Genomic DNA, 21,425 nt, shown 5'->3' on the forward strand with positions numbered 1-21,425 from the left:
GAGCTCGCCCGTGCAGGCGCGCTCAGCGGCGCGCGACGAGGGCCTTCAGTGTCTCCAGCACCAGGGCCACCGGTGCGGAGGAGGCGGCGGAGTTCCGCACGACGGCCTCGAGGGAGCGGACGGGCCGGGGACGGACGACGGGCACGGCGCGGACGCCGTCCGGGAGGCGGTGGGCCGCGAGCTCCGGCAGGACCGTCACGCCCATGCCCGCGGCGACGAACGCGGCGGCGGTGATGTGGTCGTTGGCCTGGACGTGGAAGGGCGGCGCGAACCCGGCGGCGGCGCAGGCCTCCACGACGTTCCGGCGGCACCAGCCGGTGGGCAGGTCGTTGTCGACCCAGCGCTCGTTCGCGAGCTCGGCGAGGTCGATCTCGCTCCGGGAGGCGAGCGGATGACCGTCGGGCAGGACGACGAGGTAGGGGTCGTCGAGGAGGTGGTGCGCCGTGAATCCGGGGGCGGTCGGCTCGGAGGAGGCGACGAGGAGCTGCACGTCGGGGCGCGCTCCGACGTCGTCGTCGAGCTCCTCTCCCAGGCGCAGATCGAGGGCGAGGCCGGGGAACGCGGCGGTCAGCCGGCGGGCGACCTCCGGCATCCAGGCGCTGCCGACGGAGGCGAAGTACGTCACCGAGAGGCGGCCGGAGCGGCCCTCGCGCAGCTCCTCCACCACGGCCTCCGCTTCGGCGAGGCGCTCGAGGACGCGGTCCGCCTGGGCGGCGAGGGCGCGTCCGGCTGGGGTCGGGCGGACGCCGCGGCCCACCCGCTCCAGCAGGGTCAGTCCGGTCTCGCGCTGCAGAGCGGAGAGGTGCTGGCTGACGGCGGAGGACGTGTAGCCGAGGCTGGAGGCGGCTCCCGCGATCGAGCCGGAGGCGACGACGGAGCGGAGGATGCGGAGCCGGTGCACATCGAGCATGAGACGACCGTACAGTCCGGCTGAACGATCCGACAGTGAACGGAACTGGTGCTGAATCCCCGGCAGCGCCACGATGGCCTCATGACCGACGTCTCCTCCTCCGCCCCGCCCTCCACGAGGGACGCCCTCCTGCTGTGGGGAGCGATCGCGGTCACCGTCCTGCTCTGGGCGTCGGCCTTCGTCGGCATCCGCGCCACGACGGAGGACTTCGGCCCGGGCGCGCTGACCCTCGGCCGCATCGTGGTGGGGTCGCTCGCGCTCACGGTGGTGCGCGTCGTCCTCATCGCCCGGAGGCACCGCTCGGAGGCGGCTCCGGATCCGCGCACGGCGGTCCCGCGCGGGCGCCTCCTCCTGCTCGTGCTGGGCTGGGGGGTCGCCTGGTTCGGGGTCTACAACCTGGCGTTGAACGCTGCGGAGCGGCATGTCGACGCGGGGACGGCGGCGCTGCTGGTGAACATCGCGCCGATGATCACCGCCGTGCTCGCCGGGCTGCTGCTGGGGGAGGGATTCCCCCGCCGTCTCCTCGCCGGGATGCTCGTGGCGCTGACCGGCGTCGCGGTGATCGCGTTCTCCACCTCCACCGGGCAGTTCGACGTGATCGGCGTCGCCCTCGGCCTGGTCGCCGCCGTCGTCTACGGCAGCGCGGCGACCCTTCAGAAGCGCCTGCTGGGACGGATCGACGCACCGACGATGACCTGGCTCGGCTGCCTCGCCGGCACGGTCGCGTGCCTGCCCTTCGCCCCGGAGCTCGTCGAGGCGCTCGCCGCCGCTCCGCTCTCCTCGATCCTGGCCGTGGTCTACCTCGGGATCTTCCCGACGGCCGTCGCCTTCACGACGTGGGGGTACGTCCTCGCGCGCTCCAGCGCGGGTCGCACCGCGGCGTCCACCTACGCGGTGCCCGCGGTGGTGGTGCTGCTGTCCTGGCTCGTCCTGGGCGAGACCCCGCCGCTCGCCGCGCTGCTCGGAGGCGCGCTCGCCCTGGCCGGAGTCGCGGTGGCGACGCTGCGGAGGCGCCCGAAGGCGGTCTGACCGGCGGCGGACGCTCCTCCACAGCCGCCCGATCGCGTCGAGTCCTCGGGCGAGGCGGCTCGCGGGGATCCCGCGGGAGGGCCCGGGATATGCTGGGCGGACGTTCATCCCAGTCGGCGCCGAGCGCCAGGAACGGTGAGGATCCCGATGACCGAGGCCCTGCAGCCGCCCGTCCAGAACGCCCTCTCGCTCACGCCTCCGGAGCCGGTGGCGGCGGTGCCGACCACCTCGGCGCCGTCGATCGCGCCGAAGGTGCCCGAAGCCGCCCTGCCCGGCCTCGAGGCGAAGGTCGACGGCTACCTCGACACGCTCCTGGCGACGGAGTCCCGCAGCCCCGAGTTCGCGACGCGGGCCAACGACATCCGCACGATGGGCGACGCGGACATCCGCTCGGCCGCCGACTCGTCGAACCGGCTGCTGAGCACGCCGGTGCGCGCCCTCCAGGAGGGCGGGCTCTCCGAGGGGTCGACCATCGGGAAGACGCTGCTCGAGCTGCGCCGCACGGTGGAGGATCTGGACCCGTCCGAGGACAACCTGCAGAAGAAGATCCTGGGCTTCATCCCGTTCGGCAACAAGATCACCGACTACTTCCGCCGCTACGAGAGCGCCCAGTCGCACCTGAACGCGATCATCCAGGCCCTGTACGACGGGCAGGACGAGCTGCGGAAGGACAACGCGGCCCTGAACCTCGAGAAGCAGAACCTCTGGGAGACGATGACCCGTCTCAACGAGTACATCTACGTCGCCGAGCGGCTCGACGTGAAGCTCTCGGCGAAGATCGCCGAGCTCGACGCCACCGACCCGGAGCGGGCGAAGGCGCTGCGCGAGGACGTCCTCTTCTACGCGCGCCAGAAGCACCAGGACCTGCTGACCCAGCTGGCCGTGTCGATCCAGGGCTACCTCGCGATCGACGTCGTCATCAAGAACAACGTCGAGCTGATCAAGGGCGTCGACCGGGCGACGACCACGACCGTCTCGGCGCTGCGCACGGCGGTCATCGTGGCGCAGGCGCTCGCCAACCAGCGCCTCGTGCTCGATCAGATCACGGCGCTGAACACCACGACGTCCAACATGATCGAGGCCACCTCGCGCATGCTCGCCGACCAGTCGGCCTCGATCCAGTCGCAGGCCGCCTCGGCCACGGTCGGGCTGCCGCAGCTGCAGGCCGCGTTCGCGAACATCTACCAGACGATGGACTCGATCTCGGACTTCAAGATCAAGGCGCTCGACAGCATGGCCCAGACCGTCGGAGTCCTGCAGACCGAGACGGCGAAGGCCGGCGAGTACGTCGAGCGGGCCCGCCGCAGCAACTCGGACATCGACGCGACGTCCTCGCTCGATCTCGGCCGCTAGCCGATGGGCTGGTTCTCCCGACTGTTCACGGGTGCCCCCGCGGTGCCTGAGGAGGCCGCGCCCGCTCTGCCGAGCGTCCCGACGAGCGACGACATCCTCGCGGCGCTCGACCGGGTCGGCACGCGGACGGAGGGCCGGGTTCCCGGCATCGTCGCGGCACGCATCCAGCGGATCGACGAGACGGTCCGCGAGATGGTGCCCCGTCTCGACCGCCTCGGCGGGATGAGCCGGCAGGGCCACACCGTCGTCGCGACCGCGACCAGCTACCTCCCCGAGGCGGTGGAGGGCTACCTCCGCCTGCCGAGGGACTTCGCCGACCGCCGCGCCGTGCACAGGGGGAAGACCTCGCTGATGATCCTCTGCGATCAGCTCGACCTCCTCGGAGGCACGCTCGACCGCATCTCGGACGCCGTCTCGCGGCAGGACGCCTCGGCGCTGATCGCGCACGGGCAGTTCCTGGCCGAGAAGTTCACGGAGTCCTCGCTCTCCCCGAGCGGTCTCGACGCGCCTCCGCAGCCGGGAGCGCCGTCCGGATCCGGCTCGCTGACCCCGCCGAGCGCCTCGTGACCGCGCTCGCCCCGGCGCTGGACGCCCTCGTGCTCGCGGGGACGGCCGCCGGCCTCGACGCCGCGGCCGTCCGCGACGAGGGTGCGCGGCTGGCCGCCGCCGTCGCCGAGTCGATCCGCGGCGCCGGACAGGACTGGCTCGCCGCGACCGGCGCGACGGGCGGTCTGGAGGCGTTCTTCACCGCCGCCTCGAGCGGCCGGCGCTGGCGGTCGGGGCCGACCGATCAGCTGGCCGCCCTGGTCGGCGCGGGCTCTCACCACTCCTCCGCCTACGCCCGCGCCCTGACCGAGGTCGTCTCGGCGGCCAGCGCTCTCGGCGACCCGGGCATCGGCGGCATCGCCTCCGCCTCCGCGACCGCCGCGGCCCAGCTCTCCGCCGTCCCGGGCGCTCGGGGCGCCGCTCCGACGACGAGCGGAGGAGTACCGCACACTACCGGCCGGACGCCGGACGGTGCCGCGAGCGCCGACCTGCCGACCGGTCTGCCCGCCGGCGTGCCCGGGGTCGACGAGATCCTCGAGCGCCTCCGCCGGACCGAGCACGACGGTCCACAGGACGAGCCGGTGCCCGCCGCCGCTCCCGCCGCGGAGCCCGCCTCCGAGCCGGAGCCGCTCGACCCGCCGGAGTCCATCGACGACCTGCTCGCCGAGCTCGACGCGCTGATCGGCCTCGACCGGGTGAAGAGCGAGATCAAGCGGCAGACGCAGCTGCTCCGGATCGACACCCTGCGCCAGGCCGCCGGACTCAGCACGCCCACGCTCACCCGCCACCTCGTCTTCACGGGGAACCCCGGCACGGGCAAGACGACGGTGGCGCGGCTGGTCTCGCGGATCTACCGCTCGCTCGGCATCCTCTCGAAGGGCGTGCTCGTCGAGGTCGACCGATCGGAGCTGGTGGCCGGCTACCTCGGGCAGACCGCGACGAAGACCGCGGAGGTGATCGCCTCCGCGCGCGGCGGCGTCCTCTTCATCGACGAGGCCTACGCGCTCGCGCTCGACCAGTACGGCGCGGAGGCGGTCACCACCCTCGTGAAGGACATGGAGGACCACCGCGGCGACCTCGTCGTGATCGTCGCCGGCTACTCCGGGCCGATGCAGGGCTTCCTCGACACGAACCCGGGTCTCGCCAGCCGCTTCTCGACCACGATCGACTTCGCCGACTACTCCGACGACGAGCTCTCGGCGATCTTCGGCCGCCTCGCCGCCTCCGCGGACTTCGAGCCGACGGAGGAGGCGCTCGCCGCGTTCGCGGGCCTCGCCTCGGCGCAGCAGCGCACGGAGGCGTTCGGCAACGGGCGCTGGGTCCGCAACGTCCTCGACGCGGCGATCGCCCGGCACGCCTGGCGCCTCCGCGACGTGGAGGAGCCGACGCTCGACGAGCTGCGCATCCTGCTCCCCGAGGACGTGGTGGAGAGCCCCGAAGCCTCGAGCAGCCCGGACGGAGCCGGCGACGACGACGAGGGCGCGGTCGACGGCTCTGAGGAGGCCTTCGGGCAGGCGGACGCCGCCCCGAGCGGCGCGGCCGTCCCCGTCACCGACGACCCCGAGGAGGAGAGCCGTTGAGCACCGCACCCGCCGCGCCGCCCGCGCAGAGGATCCCCGAGCCGCCCCTCGTCCAGGTCGCCAACCGGCCGGCGCAGCGGAGGCCGTCGCTGCTGGCCCGCGCGACCGCGACCACTCCGGCCACCCTGCGCCTCCTGCTCGCCCTGACGGCGCTGGCGGCCGTGCTGTTCGGCGTGTTCGCGCAGCAGGCAGGAGCGATGCAGGCGCGCGCCGCGACCACGGCCCGGGAGCAGTCGGCGCAGCTGCTCGGAGTGCAGAACGTCCGCACGCTGCTGGTGGACGCCAACGCGATCGCGGCCAACACCTTCCTCGTCGGCGGACTGGAGCCGACCGAGCTGCGGGCGTCGTACGTCTCGAGCCTCACCGGCGCCGCCTCCGCGATCGCCGGGCTCTCGGCAGCCGACTCGGCGGACACCCGGGCCCTCGCCCGGGTCGCCAGCAGCATCACGACCTACAGCGGGCTGATCGAGCAGGCGCGGGCCAACAACCGGCAGGGCTTCCCCGTCGCCTCGGCGTATCTCGACCAGGCGTCGACGGCCCTCTCGGGAGACGGCGGCATCCTCGAGGACGTCGACGGACTCGTCGACTCCGGTGCCGACCGGGTCGCGGCCGCCTACGACGCCGTCCGCTGGAGCGTCCTGCTCATGATCGGCTCGCTCGTGATGCTGGTCCTCCTCCTGGCGGCGCAGCTCTGGCTCGCCCGCCGTACGCACCGCTACCTCAACCGCCCGCTCGCCACGGGGACCGCCCTCCTGCTGGTCGTCGGCGTCGGCGGGGCGCTCGCCTACGGATCGGTCGCGGCGGACGCGGGGACGGCGCGGGTCGAGTCCTACCGCGAGGCGCTCACCGTGTCGAACGCGCTCATCGCCGCGAGCGACGCCAAGTCGCTCGAGAGCTTCACGCTGATCAAGCGCGGCTCCGGCGCCGCCCTCGAGGAGCGCTACACCCAGGCCGTCGACTCCGCCCGGGAGAAGCTCTCGGGCGACCTGCAGGACGAGCTGGCGAGGACACGGCTCGTCGACGAGTTCGGGCAGTGGCAGTCGTTCCACGAGGAGATCCGGGAGGCGGACGACGCCGGGAACTGGGACCAGGCCGTCCGCGTCGCCACGATCACCGGGAACGGCACGCCGAACGACCTCTTCACCACCTTCTCCGACGACGCCCGCGACGTGGTGCAGGAGAAGGCCCTGGCCGCCGCCGCCACGCTCGACAGAGGTGCGGAGTTCGCGACCCTCGTCTCGTGGATCCTGCTGGCGGCGGGTCTCGCCGGAGCCGTGTTCGCCTGGCGCGGCATAGCCCAGCGACTGGAGGAGTACCGATGAACCGCCTGCGCGCCGCCGCCCTCGCCCTGGCCACCGCCGCGGCACTCGCCCTCACCGGCTGCACGACGGGGGCGGACGACCTCGGCACGCCCCTCGCCGCGGCGACCCCGACTCCGACGGCGAGCGCGTCCGCTCCCGCCGCTCCTGCCGCGGCGGACTGCTCGCCCTCGGCGGTCACCTCCTACGCGCCGACCGGCGTGACCGACAGCACCAGGCTCGCGGAGATCCGCGGGCGCGGGACCCTGCGCGTCGGCGTCTCGGCCGACACCCTCCTGATGAGCGCCCGCAACCCGATCACGGGGGCGATCGAGGGCTTCGACGTCGACATCGCCCGCGAGGTCGCCCGGGCGATCCTCGGCAGCGACTCCATCGACTACGTCGTGATCACCTCCGCTCAGCGCCTCCCCGCGCTCACCGGCGGCGACGGCGCCCCGCAGGTCGACATGGTGGCCCGCACCCTCACGATGACCTGCGATCGCTGGAGCTCGATCGCCTTCTCGTCCGAGTACTACGACGCCGGCCTCAAGGTGCTCGTCTCCGACGACCCCGACGGAGTCCCGATCACGGGCATCGGCGACCTCGACGGCGAGAGGGTCTGCGCGCCCAGCGGCACCACGACGCTCAGCCGCCTGCAGAACGACTACCCGGAGGTCGAGGCCGTCGAGGCCGCCACGCACTCGCAGTGCCTCGCCCTCTTCCAGGCAGGAGAGGTCGACGCCATCGCGGGCGACGACACGATCCTCGCGGGCTTCGTGGCGCAGGACCCGTACGCGAAGGTCGTCGGCGACGCCCTGAGCTCGGAGCCCTACGGCCTCGGCCTGCCCGCCGACGACCCCGACTTCGTGCGCTTCGTCAACGCCTCGCTCGAGAGCATCCGCAGCGACGGCCGCTGGCAGAGCATCTACGAGCGCTGGCTCGGGGTCCTCGGCGAGGCCTCGCCGCCGGCCCCGGTGTACGGCCGATGAGCACCGGTCTCGCGGAGGGGACCCCCGTCGCTCCGGGCCGGCTGGGGGAGGCCGCGCCGCAGCGCGAGCTCTTCGAGTACCTCGCCGCTCTCACCCGCTGGCTCCAGCGGACCACGCGAGAGCTCTCGCGGCTGGACGCCGCCGCGCTGGCGTCGCCGCAGGCCGAGAACTACACGGCCGACGTGGTGCTCGCCCAGTCGCTCCGCGAGTCCGTCACCCGGCGCCTCGCCGAGCTCGAGGCGGTCTGGGACTCCGGCCGCGTCGACGTCGTGGCGCGCGAGCGGATGTCGCAGCTGATCTGGGGCCGTCTCGACGCCTCCGGGAGCGGCGCGGTCTCGCTGGTGGAGGCGGTGCGCCTCTGCGACGCGGTCGTCGGCCAGCTGCGCTCCCGGCTCGAGCTCGACCCCAGCGGCACCGACGTCGCCGGACGGATCGTGGGGGTGCGCGCCGAGATCGAGCGCTGCCGCGACCTCACCCGTGACGGCGGCGGCACGGTCGACCGCGAGCGGGCGGAGCGGGTCGCCGTGCTGCGGTCCCGCCTCGACGCGCTCGCCGAGCGGGCGGGCCGGGGAGCCGACGTGTCGGGGCCGCTCGGCCAGCTCGAGAGCGACTCCGCCCGGCTCGAGCGCGACCTGATCATCGCCGCGTCCGAGCGGCGCGGACTCGAGCGCGACCGCCGTCGGGCGCGCGAGCTGGCGGAGGCGGCCGAGCACCGCGAGGCGCCGCTGCGCGAGCTCGTGGCCCGCTGCCGCCGCGAGATCGCCGACCCGCCGCGGCTGGCCGTGCCCGACGTCTCCCGGCTGGGCGATCCTCCGTCCGACCGCGAGGCGCTCGACGCGCACCTCGCCCGGCTCACCGCCGTCGGCCGCGCGTTCGACGCGGTCGAGGCCGCCTACACCTCGCCGCTGCGCGAACGGGCCGCCCTGGGCTTCCGCCTCCGGGCGCTGCGGGAGCGGGCCGAGGGCAACGGCCGCGCTGCCACCGCCGTCGGCGTCGCGGCCGAGGAGGAGGTGCGCGCCGCCCTCGACGCGGTGCCCTGCTCCGTCCCGCTCGCCCGTCACCTGGTCGAGCAGTACGACGTCGTCACCCGCGACCTCCCGCACCCCGACCCCGCGCACCACCGGAAGGCCACCCCATGAACGGCGCCCCCTGCACCGCGACTCCCGGCTGCACCGGAACGATCGAGGACGGCTACTGCAACGTCTGCGGCCTCCCGCCCGAGGAGGGCGCCGCCGCCTCCACGCCGACCGCGCGCCGCGCCGCTCCGGCCTCCCCGCCCGCCACCGCCTCCGCCGCCTTCGGCACCGGCTTCGTCGAGGGCACCCCCGGCGCCACGGCACCCGGCCCCGCGGAGGAGTCGGCCACCGCGCGCAGCACTCGCACCTCCTCCGCCCGCCTCGCCACCGCCGCTCTCGGCTCCGCCCGCACGGCGCAGACCGGCTCGAAGGTCACCCGCCGCGTCGGCACCACCTCGACCCGACTGCGCGGCCCGAGGCTCGGCGCCGGGCTCACCACCGTCCCGTCCCGCCCGGCCGCCGACCCGATGGCCGCCCTGATGACCGAGGCGGTCCTCCCCGAGCGCAAGCGCTTCTGCTCGCACTGCGGCACCGCCGTCGGCCGCGGGCGCGACGGTCGGCCCGGCCGCACCGAGGGGTTCTGCCCCAACTGCCGCACGCCGTTCTCGTTCACCCCGCAGCTGGTGAAGGGCGATGTCGTCGGCGGCCAGTACGAGGTCGTCGGCTGCCTGGCCTACGGCGGCCTCGGCTGGATCTACCTCGCGCGCGACCGGAACGTCTCGGGGCGCTGGGTGGTGCTCAAGGGCCTGCTCAACTCCGGCGACCCCGACGCGTACGCCGCGGCCGTCACCGAGCGCCGGTTCCTGGCCGAGGTCGAGCACCCGCTGATCGTCGAGATCTACAACTTCGTCCTGCACGACGGCGCCGGCTACATCGTGATGGAGTACGTCGGCGGGCCGAGCCTCAAGCAGATCCTGAAGGAGCGGCTGGACGCCAACGGCGGCGCCGCGGATCCGCTGCCGGTGGACCAGGCGCTCGCCTTCGTGCTCGAGGTCATGCCCGCCTTCGCCTACCTGCACGACCACGGCCTGCTCTACTGCGACTTCAAGCCGGACAACATGATCCAGGTGGGCGACCAGGTCAAGCTGATCGACCTCGGCGGAGTGCGCCGGATCGACGACGAGGACTCCGCCATCTACGGCACCGTCGGGTACCAGGCTCCGGAGGTCGCCGACCTCGGTCCCTCGGTCGCCTCCGACGTCTACACGATCGGCCGAACGCTGGCCTCGCTGGTGCTCGACTTCCGCGGCAACCAGACGACCTTCGTCGCCTCGCTGCCGCCGGTGTCCGAGACACCGCTGTTCCAGCGGTACGACTCCTTCTACCGCCTGATCGCGAAGGCATGCGCTCCCGACCCGCAGGACCGCTTCGCCACGGTGGACGAGATGCGCGGCCAGCTGCTCGGAGTGCTGCGCGAGGTCGTCGCGACCGACCGCGGTCCCGGACACCCCGCGCTGCACTCGACGGAGTCGGCCCTGTTCGAGGCGCCCGTGGCCGACGTGGTCGACCGCGTCCCGCCGTGGGACGCGCTGCCGGCGCTCCGCCGCGACGAGTCCGATCCCGCCCGGTCGTGGCTCGCGGGCGTGAACGTCGCCGACCCGATCGTGCGCCTGCGCGCTCTCGCGCTCGCGCCCACCGTGACGGTCGAGGTGCGGCTCGCCCGCGCCCGGGCGGCGATCGAGGCGCAGCGCTGGGAGGAGGCGGCCCGCGCGACGGGCGAGATACTCACGGAGGACCCGTGGGAGTGGCGGGCGGTCTGGATGAGCGGCCTCGCCCAGCTCGCGCGCGGCGACGACATCGGGGCCCGCGCCTCCTTCAACACCGTCTACGGTCAGGTCCCCGGCGAGCTCGCCCCGAAGCTCGCGCTCGCCGCGGCGTGCGAGGCGAGCGGTGAGCCCGAGGTCGCCGAGTCCCTCTACGTGATCTGCGCCCGCGCCGACGCGAACTACACGGCACCCGCCGCCTTCGGTCTCGCCCGGGTGCGGCAGCTGCGCTCCGACCTCGACGGGGCGCTCGACGCGCTCGACATCGTCGCGCCCACGCGCTCCTCCTACTCCGACGCGCGCCGCCGCCGGGCGGAGCTGCTGGCGGAGTCGGGCCGCGGGCTGCCCGCGCTCTCGGCCGCCCTCGCGAGCGTCGACTCCGTGTCGATCGACCAGCGGACCCGCCTCGAGCTCACGACCCAGGTCCTCGCCTCCGCCCTCGAGCTGGTGCGGCGCGACGGCCCGGCCGAGGGAGCGACCCTCGGCGGAGTCGAGGCGAACGAGGCCGCCATCCGCGACGGCCTCGAGGCCTCCTACCGCGCGCTCGCCGCCTCCACTCGCGAGCGCGACGAGCGCCTGCGCCTCGTCGACCGGGCCAACGAGGTCCGACGCTGGACGCTGACATGAGCGGCGCGCTGTCGACTCCCTGCCCGAACTGCGGCGAGCCGGTCACGACGGGCGACGCGTTCTGCGAGGCCTGCGGGACGCCGCTGATCGTCGCGGCCACCTCCTCCGCTCCGCCCGTCGCCGTCGGAGGATCCGCCGCCTGCGTCTACTGCGGGGGAGCGGTCGCCGAGGACGGCTACTGCGAGCAGTGCGGACGCCCCGCTCCGACCGAGCGCGAGCACTGGGCCGAAGCGCCGCACCCGCTGGTCGGCGGCGTCTGCGACCGCGGGCTCCGGCACCCGGCCAACGAGGACGCGATGGCGCTCGGGGCGACCACCGGCGCCGACGGCTCTCTGAGGGCGGCGCTGCTCGTGGTCTGCGACGGGGTCTCCTCGACCCCCGACTCCGACAAGGCGTCGCTCGCCGCGGCCCGTGCAGCACTCAGCGCACTGCAGGCCGAGGTCGGCGGGGAGAGCGCGGGAGCGGACCGCTGGCGCGCGCTGCTGCAGATGGCCACCGCGCGCGCCTCCGGAGCGATCGACGCGGCCGTGCCCGAGAAGCGGTCGAATCCGCCCTCGTGCACCTTCACCGCGGCGGTGCTGGACGGCGCGCTGCTCGTCACGGGCAACGTGGGCGACAGCCGCAGCTACTGGATGCCGGACGCGGGCGAGCCGCGGCAGCTCACGGTCGACGATTCGTGGGCGCAGGAGCAGATCGCCTCGGGAGTGCCGCGGGAGCAGGCCGAGACGGCGCCCGACGCTCACGCCATCACCCGCTGGCTCGGCGCCGACGCGCACGACGAGGAGCCGCGGGTCGCCTCCGAGGAGCTGACCGAGCCGGGCTGGGTTCTGGTCTGCTCCGACGGGCTGTGGAACTACGCGTCCGCCGCCGAGGACCTGGCGCGCGTGCTGCGCGAGTCGCAGGAGCGGGTGGGCGCGGATCCGGTCACGCTCGCGGAGGCGCTGGTCGCCTGGGCGAACGAGCGCGGCGGGCACGACAACATCACGGCGGCGCTGGCGCGGTTCGACCCGGCGGGTGCGGCGGAGGCAGCGGCTGAAGCGTCCGCTGCCGAGGTGCACGGTGAGGAGATCGGCACAGCCGAGCAGGATGCTGCCGACTCCGGTGCCGATCCCGATGGTGCGGAGCCGGACGCTGCCGAGCCGGACGCTGCCGGCGCCGCCGACCTCGGCGCTGCGGGCCCGAGCGCGGCCGACCCCGATGCTGCGGACCCGCGCGCGGCCGACCCCGCCGCCTCGAGCCCCGATTCGGCGACGCCCTCGCCCGACGCCTCCCGTCCCACCGACTGAGCGCGCCGATCCGTCCAGACCACCCCTCCACCGCTGGACGGATCGGCACCCCCGCGGCCGTGGTCACGCCCCTACAGTCGTCGCCATGAGCATCGCCGAGCCCGCCACCGCCCTGTCCGTCGTCGGCCACTGGATCGACGGGGCTCCCTCGGCCTCCTCGTCCGGCCGCACCGCTCCCGTCTACGACCCGGCGCTGGGAGTCGCGACCAAGGAGGTCGCGCTCGCCGACTCCGCCGAGGTGGACGCCGCCGTCGCCTCCGCGAAGGCCGCCTTCCCCGCCTGGCGCGACACGTCGCTCGCGAAGCGGCAGCAGATCGTCTTCCGCTTCCGCGAGCTCCTCGAGGCGAAGAAGCAGGAGCTCGCCGAGCTGATCACGTCGGAGCACGGCAAGGTCGTCTCGGACGCGCTCGGCGAGATCACTCGCGGCCAGGAGGTCGTGGAGTTCGCGACCGGGCTCGCGCACCACCTCAAGGGCGAGTACTCGGAGCAGGTCTCCACGGGCGTCGACGTCTACTCGACCAAGCAGCCGCTGGGCGTGGTCGGGATCATCTCCCCCTTCAACTTCCCGGCGATGGTGCCGATGTGGTTCTTCCCCATCGCCATCGCCGCCGGCAACACCGTCGTGGTGAAGCCCTCCGAGAAGGACCCGTCCCCGGCGATCTGGCTCGGCGCCCTCTGGAAAGAGGCCGGCCTCCCCGACGGCGTCTACACGGTGCTCAACGGCGACAAGCAGGCCGTCGATGGGCTGCTCGAGCACCCCGACGTCCGCTCGATCTCGTTCGTCGGGTCGACCCCGATCGCGCAGTACGTCTACGAGACGGGCACGAAGCACGGCAAGCGCGTCCAGGCCCTCGGTGGGGCGAAGAACCACATGCTGGTGCTCCCCGACGCGGACCTCGACCTCGTCGCCGATTCCGCGATCAACGCCGGCTTCGGCTCGGCGGGGGAGCGGTGCATGGCGATCTCGGTCGTCGTCGCGGTCGAGCCCGTCGCCGACGAGCTCATCACCAAGATCCAGGACAGGGCCGCGACCCTGCGCACCGGCGACGGACGTCGTGGCTGCGACATGGGCCCGCTGATCACCGAGGCGCACCGCGACAAGGTCGCCTCCTACATCGCGATCGCGGAGGAGGACGGCGCCGAGGTCGTCATCGACGGGCGCGAGATCGAGGTGGACGGCGACGCGAACGGCTTCTGGCTCGGCCCGACCCTGCTCGACAAGGTCCCCACCACCTCCCGCGCCTACACGGAGGAGATCTTCGGCCCGGTGCTCTCCATCGTCCGCGTCGCCTCCTACGAGGAGGGCGTCGCACTCATCAACAACGGCGCCTTCGGCAACGGCACCGCGATCTTCACCAACGACGGAGGAGCGGCACGCCGCTTCCAGAACGAGGTCGAGGTCGGCATGATCGGCATCAACGTCCCCATCCCCGTCCCCGTCGCCACGTTCTCCTTCGGCGGCTGGAAGGCGTCCCTCTTCGGCGACACCAAGGCTCACGGAGCAGAAGGCGTCCGCTTCTTCACCCAGCAGAAGGCCATCACCAGCCGCTGGCTCGACCCCTCCCACGGCGGCATCAACCTCGGGTTCCCGCAGCATTCCTAGGCTCTCTCCTCCTTCGTCGTCGATCGCCCGCAGTCGGCCTGGGAGGGTGGTCGCGTCTCGCAGAGCGTCCTGCGTTCCGCGCACGTCGATCCGCTGAGACGCGGATCACCGGTTGCGCTCCGCGGTGCTCGTGAGGCTCTCTCCTCCTGGCGTCGTCGATCGCCCGCAGTCGCGGTACGCGACCCGCTCTTCCCCGCGCGACCACCCTCCCCAGCCGACCGCGGCCGATCGACGACGCAGGAGGAGAGAGGCTCTTGAGCACCGCGCAACCGGCGATCCGCGTGGGAGCGGATCGTCGTGCGCGGTACGCGACCCGCTCTTCCCATCGTTCCCGCGTTCTGAGGCCGACCGCGGCCGATCGACGACGAAGGAGGAGAGAGGCTTTCCAGCACCGCGCAACCGGCGATCCGCGTGGGAGCGGATCGTCGTGCGCGGTACGCGACCCGCTCTTCCCAGCGGGACCACCCTCCCCGGCCGACCGCGGCCGATCGACGACGCAGGAGGAGAGAGGCTTTCCAGCACCGCGCAACCGGCGATCCGCGTGGGAGCGGATCGTCGTGCGCGGTACGCGACCCGCTCTTCCCAGCGGGACCACCCTCCCCGGCCGACCGCGGCCGATCGACGACGAAGGAGGAGAGAAGCTCTTGAGCACCGCGCAACCGGCGATCCGCGTGGGAGCGGATCGTCGTGCGCGGTACGCGACCCGCTCTTCCCAGCGCGACCACCCTCCCCGGCCGACCGCGGCCGATCGACGACGCAGGAGGAGATCGGCTATGAGTGCAGCCGCAGCGCCGTCCAGAGCTCGGTGCGGGCGGAGACGTCGTCGAGGTCGAGGCCGAGGGCGCGCTCGACGGCGGTGATGCGGTTGCGGAGGGTGTGACGGTGCACGCCGAGGTCGCGGGCGGCGGGCTCCCAGGCGCCGTTGCGGCGGAGCCAGACGCGGGCGCTCTCGAGCAGCACGGCTCCCTCGGGGGTCAGCAGCGGTGCGAGCATCCGGCGGGCGAGCGGTGCTGCTCCGGCGGCGGCGAGGAGCCCGATCATCCCCTCGGCGGTGACGTCCTCGAACCGGACCACCGGCCCGTCTCCTGTCCGCTCGGCGGCGCGCCGCGCCTCCTCGAGGCCCCGGTCCAGGTCCGACCAGCCGATCGGGGCGGAGGCGCCGGCGCTCGCGCCGTGCCGCTCCAGCACGGCGGTCAGCGGCTCGAGTCCGTCGGCGGCGGCCACGGCGACGAGCGAGCCGTCCCTCTCGGCGAAGAACAGGCATGCGCCGTCCTCCTCCGCCACGACCTCCAGCTCGTCGAGGAGCGAGTCGCCGTGCACGGGCGCGCTCAGCACGACCACCCGCACGGGCTCGGCGGGCAGCGGGCTCCCCAGGCGCCGTGCGGTGCTCTCGGCGACGTCGAAGGCTCCCGCCGCCAGCAGCTCGAGCAGTCCGGAGCGCAGCTGCCGGCGGGAGGAGTCCAGCGCGCGCCGCTGCTCCAGCGCGATGCTCGCCAGGGCTATGACGCTCGCGACGAGGTCGCTGCCCGCCGGGTCCAGGGGCGTGCCCGTGCCCACGGCGAGCACCCCGCGCAGGTGGTCGCGGCGCCCGATCGTCTGCAGCGTCACACCGCCGCCGTCGTCGAGCCTGAGTCCTGCTCGGCTACCGCGGGTCAGCGCGTGCCTCGCGGCCGCGGCGACCGCCTCCTCCGCCGGCACGTCGAGCCGGGTGGGCAGGTGCACCCTCTGCCCGGCCGCGTCGTAGAGGGCGACCCAGCAGTCCAGCTGCCGCTCCAGCTCGGTGAGGATCGCCGCGAGCCCGTCCGGCCGCAGCGCCGCGCGGGCGACCCGCCGCTGCGCCTCGAGCGACCACTCCAGCCGCTCACGCTGCTCCCGCGAGATCACGTCGGCGACGAAGCGGATGATCCCCATGAACGGAGTCAGGTCCGCCACCTCCAGCAGCGGCAGGCCCTGGCGCTCGCACGCCGTGACGAGAGCGGCGGGCACCTCGTCGTGCACGATGCGGGTGGCGAAGCCGAGCGCGCGGATGCCGCGGCCGCGCAGCCGGGCGACGTACTCCTCCGAGAACTCGGCGCTGTCGTGCCCGGTGAAGTGGACGCCGTCGGTCAGCAGCAGCTGCCCCGACTCGAGCCAGGGCGTCGGATCGACGAGGTCCGAGGAGTGCGCCCACACCAGAGGGGCGTCGAGGTCGGCCTCGTCGTGGACGCCGGCGAGCACGCGCAGGCGGAAGGCCGGTTCGGCCAGCAGATCGCGGACGGTCGCGGGCATGCGCGGCTCCCTTCGACGTTCCGTCCATCGTAGGGTCCGCGGATCGACGGATCCGCACGCCCGCTTCCGAGGCGCGCGCGGCACGATGGGGAGCATGACGTCCTCGACCGCCCCCACCGTCCGCGACAACGCCTCGGTCACCGCCGCCGACCGGTCCCGCGTGTTCCACTCCTGGTCGGCGCAGGGCGCGCTGAACCCGCTGCCGATCGCAGGCGGTCTCGGCGCCGAGGTCTGGGACGTCGACGGCACCCGCTACCTCGACTTCTCGAGCCAGCTCGTCAACGTCACCATCGGCTACCAGCACCCGAAGGTCGTCGCCGCCATCCAGGAGCAGGCGGGCGTCCTCACCACCGTCGGCCCCGCCTACGCGAACGAGACCCGCGCCGAGGCGGCCCGCCTGATCACCGAGCGGGCGCCCGAGGGCATGGAGAAGGTCTTCTTCACCAACGGCGGCGCGGACGCGAACGAGAACGCGATCCGCATGGCGCGGCTGTTCACCGGCCGCGACAAGGTCGTCTCGCTGTACCGCTCGTACCACGGCAACACGGGAGCGGCGATCGTCTCGACCGGCGACTGGCGCCGCATCCCCAACGAGTACTCCCGCGGGCACTTGCACGCCTTCGGGCCCTACCTGTACCGCAGCGAGTTCTGGGCCGAGACCCTCGAGCAGGAGTGCGAGCGCGCCCTCCACCACCTCGAGCGCGTCGTGCAGGCGGAGGGGCCGGAGTCGATCGCCGCGTTCCTCCTCGAGACCATCCCCGGCACCGCCGGCGTGCTCACCCCGCCGCCCGGCTACCTCGCGGGTGTCCGCGAGATCGCCGACCGGTACGGCATCCAGCTGATCCTCGACGAGGTCATGGCGGGCTTCGGCCGCACGGGGGAGTGGTTCGCCTTCGACGCCTTCGACGTGCGCCCCGACCTGATCACCTTCGCGAAGGGCGTGAACTCCGGCTACGTCCCGATCGGCGGCGTCGTCATCTCGGACCCGATCGCCCACCACTTCGACGAGCGCGTCTTCCCCGGCGGACTCACCTACTCAGGCCACCCGCTCGCCGCGGCCAGCGTCGTCGCGACGCTCGAGGCGATGGAGGAGGAGGGGATCGTCGACAACGCGCGCACCATCGGCTCGGAGCACCTGGCCCCCGGCCTGGCGGCGCTCGAGGCGAAGCACGACCTGATCGGCGAGGTCCGGGGCTCCGGAGTGTTCTGGGCCCTGGAGCTGGTCACCGACCGGTCCGCGCGTACCCCGCTGCCGGCGGCCTCCGTCGCCCGCCTCAAGACCGACCTGCTGTCCCGCGGTCTCCTGCCCTTCACCGCCGACAACCGGATCCACGTGGTCCCGCCGGCCGTCATCACCCCCGCCGAGGTCGCCCGCGGCCTCGGCATCCTCGACGACGCCCTCACCGCCTTCAACGGCTGACCGCACTCCGTTCCGCGGGGAGCGGCGTCCTCGCGGGGCGTATCCGGGGATCCGCGTTCCAGCGGATCCGCGTCGCCGTGCGCGACCCGCTCCTCGGGACCCGGCCCCGCGCTGGAGCCGACTGCGGGATGCCGCGAAGGCAGCGGCGCCGTCGCGAGGCGTATCCGGGGATCCGCGTTCCAGCGGATCCGCGTCGCCGTGCGCGACCCGCTCCTCGGGACCCGGCCCCGCGCTGGAGCCGACTGCAGGATGCCGCGAAGGCAGCGGCGCCGTCGCGACGCGTATCCGGGGATCCGCGTTCCAGCGGATCCGCGTCGCCGTGCGCGACCCGCTCCTCGGGACCCGGCCATGCGCTGGAGCCGACTGCGGGACGCCGCGCGGGGAGCGGCGCCGTCGCGAGGCGTATCCGGGGATCCGCGTTCCAGCGGATCCGCGTCGCCGTGCGCATCCCGCTCCTCGGGACCCGGCCATGCGCTCGAGCCGACTGCGGGACGCCGCGCGGGGAGCGGCGTCCTAACCAGCACTGTGCAAGGCGAACGCCGTCACGAACCCGAGGACCGCGTACAGCCCGGTGAGCACGTCGTCGCGGTCGAACGCCTCGGGGATCATCGTGTTCGAGATCATGGCGAGGATCGCGCCGGCGGCGACGGTCGTCACGAAGGCCACGACCGCGCCCGGTGCGGCGGCGAAGACCAGGAAGCCGACCAGCGCTGCGGCGGCCGAGATCGCGGCGATCCCGCCCCAGACGGTGAAGACGTAGCGGGCGGAGCGGCCGTCGGCTTTCATGCCGACCGTCGAGGACAGTCCCTCGGGGAGGTTCGAGATCGCGACCGCGGCGACGATGGGCACGCTGATCGCCGCTCCCGCTCCGCCCTGGGCGACCGAGAGGCCGAGCACGATCGATTCGGGGACCCCGTCGATCAGGGCGCCGGCCGCGATGGCCGCGCCTCCTCCTCCGCCCGACCCCTTCGCGCTCTTGCGGTTCCCCGCGCCGGCGCGGGTGAGCAGCGCGTCCGCGCCGACGAAGACGACGGCTCCCGCGAGCGTGCCGAGGATCGTCGGGAGCAGTCCTCCGTCGTCCGCCGCCTCCTGCACGAGCTCGTAGGCGAGCGCCGAGATCAGCACCCCTGCTCCGAAGGCGGAGATCGCGGCGGTGAGCTTCGGGGGCACGCGCACGAACCAGGCGAGCGCGGCGCCGATCAGGAGGGTGGCGCCGCCGATGGCGCCGCTGGCGAGGGCGAGGGTCCAGGGAGGCACGGCTCCACCCTGGCATCGGCGGCGTCCGGTCGCGGCGGGCTTGACGGGGGCGCTCCGGCGGCGCTCGACCCGCCTCCGCCCGCCCCGACAGCTGTCGTGCAGGCGTCGGGCCGCGATGCCCGGCCGATCCTCGGCGATGGAGGGCCGCTCGGGCCGGGCGTCCCCGTAAACTGCCGGAATGGCGGAGTTCAGCGCGAGTGTTTTCCAGAACGAGTTCCTCTCGGACGGCGCCACCGACGTGCACGCCATCGTCACGGTGACCGCGTCCGGCACGGGGGTCGCCGGGTCCGACGGGGCCGCGGCCGAGATCATCATCGTGGACTGCTCCGGATCGATGACCGGCGAGAACATGACGGCCGCGAAGCGCGCCGCCGCCGTGGCCGTCGACCAGATCCTGGACGGCACCTTCTTCGCCGTCGTGGCCGGATCCGAGCGCGCCGACCGCGCCTTCCCCTACCCCAATGCCACCGTCTCGATGGTGCGGATGGAGCCGGGGGCGCGGGCCGCGGCGAAGGAGGCGATCGGCTACCTCCAGGCCGACGGCGGCACCGCGATGGGCACCTGGCTGACCCTCGCCCGCCAGCTGTTCGCGACCGTGGCGGAGGCGACGCAGAGGCACGCGATCCTCCTCACCGACGGCAAGAACGAGCACGAGTCGCGGATGCAGCTGGACGCGGCGATCCGCGCGGCGTCGGGCGACTTCCAGTGCGACGTGCGCGGCGTCGGCTCCCGCTGGATCGTCGAGGAGGCGCGCACCATCGCGAGCGCCCTGCTGGGCACCGTGGGCCTGATCGCGAACCCGGCCGACATGGCCGCCGACTTCGAGTCGCTGATGCGGGCGTCGATGGGCCGGGGAGTCGCCAACGGCGAGCTCCGCGTCTGGACTCCGCAGGGCGCGCAGCTGCTCTTCGTCCGCCAGGTCGCGCCGAACCTCGAGGACCTCAGCTCCCGGCGGAACGCCGTGAACCCGCTCACCGGCGCCTACCCGACCGGCGCTTGGGGCGACGAGTCCCGGGAGTACCACGTGGCGGTCCGGGTCGCGTCGAAGCCGGTCGGCTCGGAGCAGCTCGCCGCGCGGGTGCAGCTCAGCGTGCGCGACGAGGTGGTCGCCTCGGCCCTGGTGAAGGCGCGCTGGACGGACGACTCCGCACTGACCGCCCGCATCGACCCCGCCGTCGCCCACTACACCGGCCAGACCGAGCTCGCCTCGGCGATCCAGGACGGGCTCGCGGCCAAGGCGCGGGGCGACGAGGCGACCGCCACGGTCAAGCTCGGGCGGGCGGTGCAGCTCGCCTCCGTCACCGGGAACGACGAGGCGACCGCGAAGCTGCGGAAGGTCGTCGAGATCGACGACCCGAACGAGGGCACCGTGCGGCTCAAGCGCGGCGTGGACCGCCTCGACGAGATGGCGCTGGACACCGCGTCGACCAAGACCACGCGGGTGCGCAAGTGAGCTTCCGCTGTCCCGAGGGGCACACCTCGCAGTCCGGCGACTACTGCGACGTCTGCGGGGCGCCCATCGGTGCCGCTGCAGCCCCGTCGCTCGCTCCCGCCGCGCCGACCACCGCGATCCCGACCGGCCCCTCGGTCTGCCCGCACTGCTCGTTCCCGAACGAGCCCGGCGCCCTGTTCTGCGAGAACTGCGGCTACGACTTCACGACCGGCTCCCTCCCCGAGGCCGATCCGTTCACCTCCTCCGGCGCCGTCCGCGCTCCGGGCGAGGTCGGCGGCTCCGCGACACCGTCGGGGGACCCGGCCCAGCACCTGGGCGAGGCGCCCGCGCCGCAGGCCGATCCCGCGGCTCCGACCGAGCTGGTCCCGGAGCAGGAGGCCGGCTTCGACACCCCGGTCGCGACCGCGCCGCCCGCCGCTCAGCCGACCGAGGTGATCCCGGAGGCCCCTGCACCCGAGGCCGCAGCCCCCGACGCGGCACCCGGGGCCTCAGCGTCGGAGGAGGAGGCCGCGTCCGCGCCGGCCACCGGCTCCGCCCGCCCCGCCGCCTCCGCGGACCCGGACCGCCCGTGGATCGCCGAGCTCTGGGTCGACCCGGAGTGGTACGCCGAGCAGCGCGCCGACGACCCGATGCCCTCGCCCGGCCCGCCCGCGACCGTCGTCCTCCGCGAGCGCACCCTGCTCGTCGGCCGCCCGTCCGTCTCCCGCGGCATCTCGCCGCAGGTGGACTGCGGCTCCGACTCCGGTGTCTCGCGGCGCCACTGCCAGCTGAGCACCGACGGCTACCGCTGGTGGGTCGAGGATCTGCAGTCGGCGAACGGCACGTACCTCGCCCCGGCCGGGGCGCCGCTCCCGCAGTCGCCGATCGCCGCCGGTCAGCGCCGCGAGGTCGAGGAGGGCGATCGGATCTACGTGGGCGCCTGGACGCGGATCGTGCTCCGTCCCGCGTTCCCCGGCGAGGCCTAGGG

Annotated in this window: 16 protein-coding genes; 13 read left to right on the top strand and 3 right to left on the bottom strand. The window is 74.0% G+C overall.

Annotated features, from left to right (window positions below; genetic code table 11):
- Nucleotides 1-22: 22 nt before the first annotated feature.
- Nucleotides 23-910 (bottom strand): LysR family transcriptional regulator, encoded by an 888-nt coding sequence (locus C5C55_RS05090; RefSeq protein WP_104233131.1) that lies wholly within the window; start codon nt 908-910, stop codon nt 23-25.
- A gap of 81 nt (nt 911-991) precedes the next feature.
- Here C5C55_RS05090 and C5C55_RS05095 point away from each other — a divergent pair, with 81 nt between their 5' ends.
- The 10 genes from C5C55_RS05095 (at nt 992) to C5C55_RS05140 (ending at nt 14,060) form a co-directional block, all read left to right on the top strand.
- On the top strand, nt 992-1,939 hold the full coding sequence (locus C5C55_RS05095) for a DMT family transporter (protein WP_104233132.1): 948 nt from the start codon (nt 992-994) through the stop codon (nt 1,937-1,939).
- 147 nt (nt 1,940-2,086) lie between these two features.
- Nucleotides 2,087-3,292 (top strand): toxic anion resistance protein, encoded by a 1,206-nt coding sequence (locus tag C5C55_RS05100; RefSeq protein ID WP_104223833.1) that lies wholly within the window; start codon nt 2,087-2,089, stop codon nt 3,290-3,292.
- A gap of 42 nt (nt 3,293-3,334) precedes the next feature.
- The gene (locus C5C55_RS05105; protein WP_258072501.1) at nt 3,335-3,859 is read left to right on the top strand and encodes a hypothetical protein; all 525 of its coding nucleotides are present in this window, start codon (nt 3,335-3,337) and stop codon (nt 3,857-3,859) included.
- The gene (locus C5C55_RS05110; RefSeq protein WP_258065108.1) at nt 3,856-5,418 is read left to right on the top strand and encodes an AAA family ATPase; all 1,563 of its coding nucleotides are present in this window, start codon (nt 3,856-3,858) and stop codon (nt 5,416-5,418) included. The genes C5C55_RS05105 and C5C55_RS05110 overlap by 4 nt, the downstream gene beginning before the upstream one ends.
- The gene (locus tag C5C55_RS05115; RefSeq protein ID WP_104233135.1) at nt 5,415-6,740 is read left to right on the top strand and encodes a hypothetical protein; all 1,326 of its coding nucleotides are present in this window, start codon (nt 5,415-5,417) and stop codon (nt 6,738-6,740) included. The genes C5C55_RS05110 and C5C55_RS05115 overlap by 4 nt, the downstream gene beginning before the upstream one ends.
- Entirely contained in the window at nt 6,737-7,705 is a 969-nt protein-coding gene (locus C5C55_RS05120; RefSeq protein ID WP_104233136.1) for a glutamate ABC transporter substrate-binding protein, read from the top strand. The genes C5C55_RS05115 and C5C55_RS05120 overlap by 4 nt, the downstream gene beginning before the upstream one ends.
- Nucleotides 7,702-8,844: a hypothetical protein gene (locus tag C5C55_RS05125; protein ID WP_104233137.1), complete on the top strand. Its 1,143-nt coding sequence runs from the start codon at nt 7,702-7,704 to the stop codon at nt 8,842-8,844. Before C5C55_RS05120 ends, C5C55_RS05125 begins: the two co-directional genes overlap by 4 nt.
- A complete protein-coding gene (locus tag C5C55_RS05130) occupies nt 8,841-11,171 on the top strand; it encodes a serine/threonine-protein kinase (protein WP_104223838.1) in 2,331 nt (776 codons plus the stop codon). Before C5C55_RS05125 ends, C5C55_RS05130 begins: the two co-directional genes overlap by 4 nt.
- Complete coding sequence (locus tag C5C55_RS05135) at nt 11,168-12,457, top strand: PP2C family serine/threonine-protein phosphatase (RefSeq protein WP_181067774.1); 1,290 nt, start codon at nt 11,168-11,170, stop codon at nt 12,455-12,457. The genes C5C55_RS05130 and C5C55_RS05135 overlap by 4 nt, the downstream gene beginning before the upstream one ends.
- Before the next feature lie 85 nt (nt 12,458-12,542).
- Nucleotides 12,543-14,060: a CoA-acylating methylmalonate-semialdehyde dehydrogenase gene (locus tag C5C55_RS05140; RefSeq protein ID WP_104233138.1), complete on the top strand. Its 1,518-nt coding sequence runs from the start codon at nt 12,543-12,545 to the stop codon at nt 14,058-14,060.
- A gap of 771 nt (nt 14,061-14,831) precedes the next feature.
- Here C5C55_RS05140 and C5C55_RS05145 read toward each other — a convergent pair.
- Nucleotides 14,832-16,328, bottom strand: a complete 1,497-nt coding sequence (locus C5C55_RS05145; RefSeq protein WP_181067775.1) for a PucR family transcriptional regulator — start codon at nt 16,326-16,328, stop codon at nt 14,832-14,834.
- Nucleotides 16,329-16,422: 94 nt separating this feature from the next.
- Here C5C55_RS05145 and C5C55_RS05150 point away from each other — a divergent pair, with 94 nt between their 5' ends.
- On the top strand, nt 16,423-17,748 hold the full coding sequence (locus C5C55_RS05150; protein ID WP_104233140.1) for an aspartate aminotransferase family protein: 1,326 nt from the start codon (nt 16,423-16,425) through the stop codon (nt 17,746-17,748).
- A gap of 513 nt (nt 17,749-18,261) precedes the next feature.
- Here C5C55_RS05150 and C5C55_RS05155 read toward each other — a convergent pair.
- A complete protein-coding gene (locus tag C5C55_RS05155) occupies nt 18,262-19,005 on the bottom strand; it encodes a ZIP family metal transporter (protein ID WP_104233141.1) in 744 nt (247 codons plus the stop codon).
- 178 nt (nt 19,006-19,183) lie between these two features.
- Here C5C55_RS05155 and C5C55_RS05160 point away from each other — a divergent pair, with 178 nt between their 5' ends.
- On the top strand, nt 19,184-20,458 hold the full coding sequence (locus C5C55_RS05160) for a VWA domain-containing protein (RefSeq protein ID WP_104233142.1): 1,275 nt from the start codon (nt 19,184-19,186) through the stop codon (nt 20,456-20,458).
- A complete protein-coding gene (locus C5C55_RS05165; RefSeq protein ID WP_104233143.1) occupies nt 20,455-21,423 on the top strand; it encodes an FHA domain-containing protein in 969 nt (322 codons plus the stop codon). Before C5C55_RS05160 ends, C5C55_RS05165 begins: the two co-directional genes overlap by 4 nt.
- Nucleotides 21,424-21,425 lie beyond the last annotated feature (2 nt).

The organism is Rathayibacter sp. AY1C2, assembly GCF_002931195.1.
Taxonomy (GTDB): Bacteria; Actinomycetota; Actinomycetes; order Actinomycetales; family Microbacteriaceae; genus Rathayibacter.

What these genes read in the sequence shown, in the direction of transcription:
- C5C55_RS05090 (WP_104233131.1), bottom strand. Translation starts at nt 910, where the DNA reads ATGCTCGATGTGCACCGGCTCCGCATCCTCCGCTCCGTCGTCGCCTCC.
- C5C55_RS05095 (WP_104233132.1), top strand. Translation starts at nt 992, where the DNA reads ATGACCGACGTCTCCTCCTCCGCCCCGCCCTCCACGAGGGACGCCCTC.
- C5C55_RS05100 (WP_104223833.1), top strand. Translation starts at nt 2,087, where the DNA reads ATGACCGAGGCCCTGCAGCCGCCCGTCCAGAACGCCCTCTCGCTCACG.
- C5C55_RS05120 (WP_104233136.1), top strand. Translation starts at nt 6,737, where the DNA reads ATGAACCGCCTGCGCGCCGCCGCCCTCGCCCTGGCCACCGCCGCGGCA.
- C5C55_RS05125 (WP_104233137.1), top strand. Translation starts at nt 7,702, where the DNA reads ATGAGCACCGGTCTCGCGGAGGGGACCCCCGTCGCTCCGGGCCGGCTG.
- C5C55_RS05130 (WP_104223838.1), top strand. Translation starts at nt 8,841, where the DNA reads ATGAACGGCGCCCCCTGCACCGCGACTCCCGGCTGCACCGGAACGATC.
- C5C55_RS05135 (WP_181067774.1), top strand. Translation starts at nt 11,168, where the DNA reads ATGAGCGGCGCGCTGTCGACTCCCTGCCCGAACTGCGGCGAGCCGGTC.
- C5C55_RS05140 (WP_104233138.1), top strand. Translation starts at nt 12,543, where the DNA reads ATGAGCATCGCCGAGCCCGCCACCGCCCTGTCCGTCGTCGGCCACTGG.
- C5C55_RS05145 (WP_181067775.1), bottom strand. Translation starts at nt 16,328, where the DNA reads ATGCCCGCGACCGTCCGCGATCTGCTGGCCGAACCGGCCTTCCGCCTG.
- C5C55_RS05150 (WP_104233140.1), top strand. Translation starts at nt 16,423, where the DNA reads ATGACGTCCTCGACCGCCCCCACCGTCCGCGACAACGCCTCGGTCACC.
- C5C55_RS05160 (WP_104233142.1), top strand. Translation starts at nt 19,184, where the DNA reads ATGGCGGAGTTCAGCGCGAGTGTTTTCCAGAACGAGTTCCTCTCGGAC.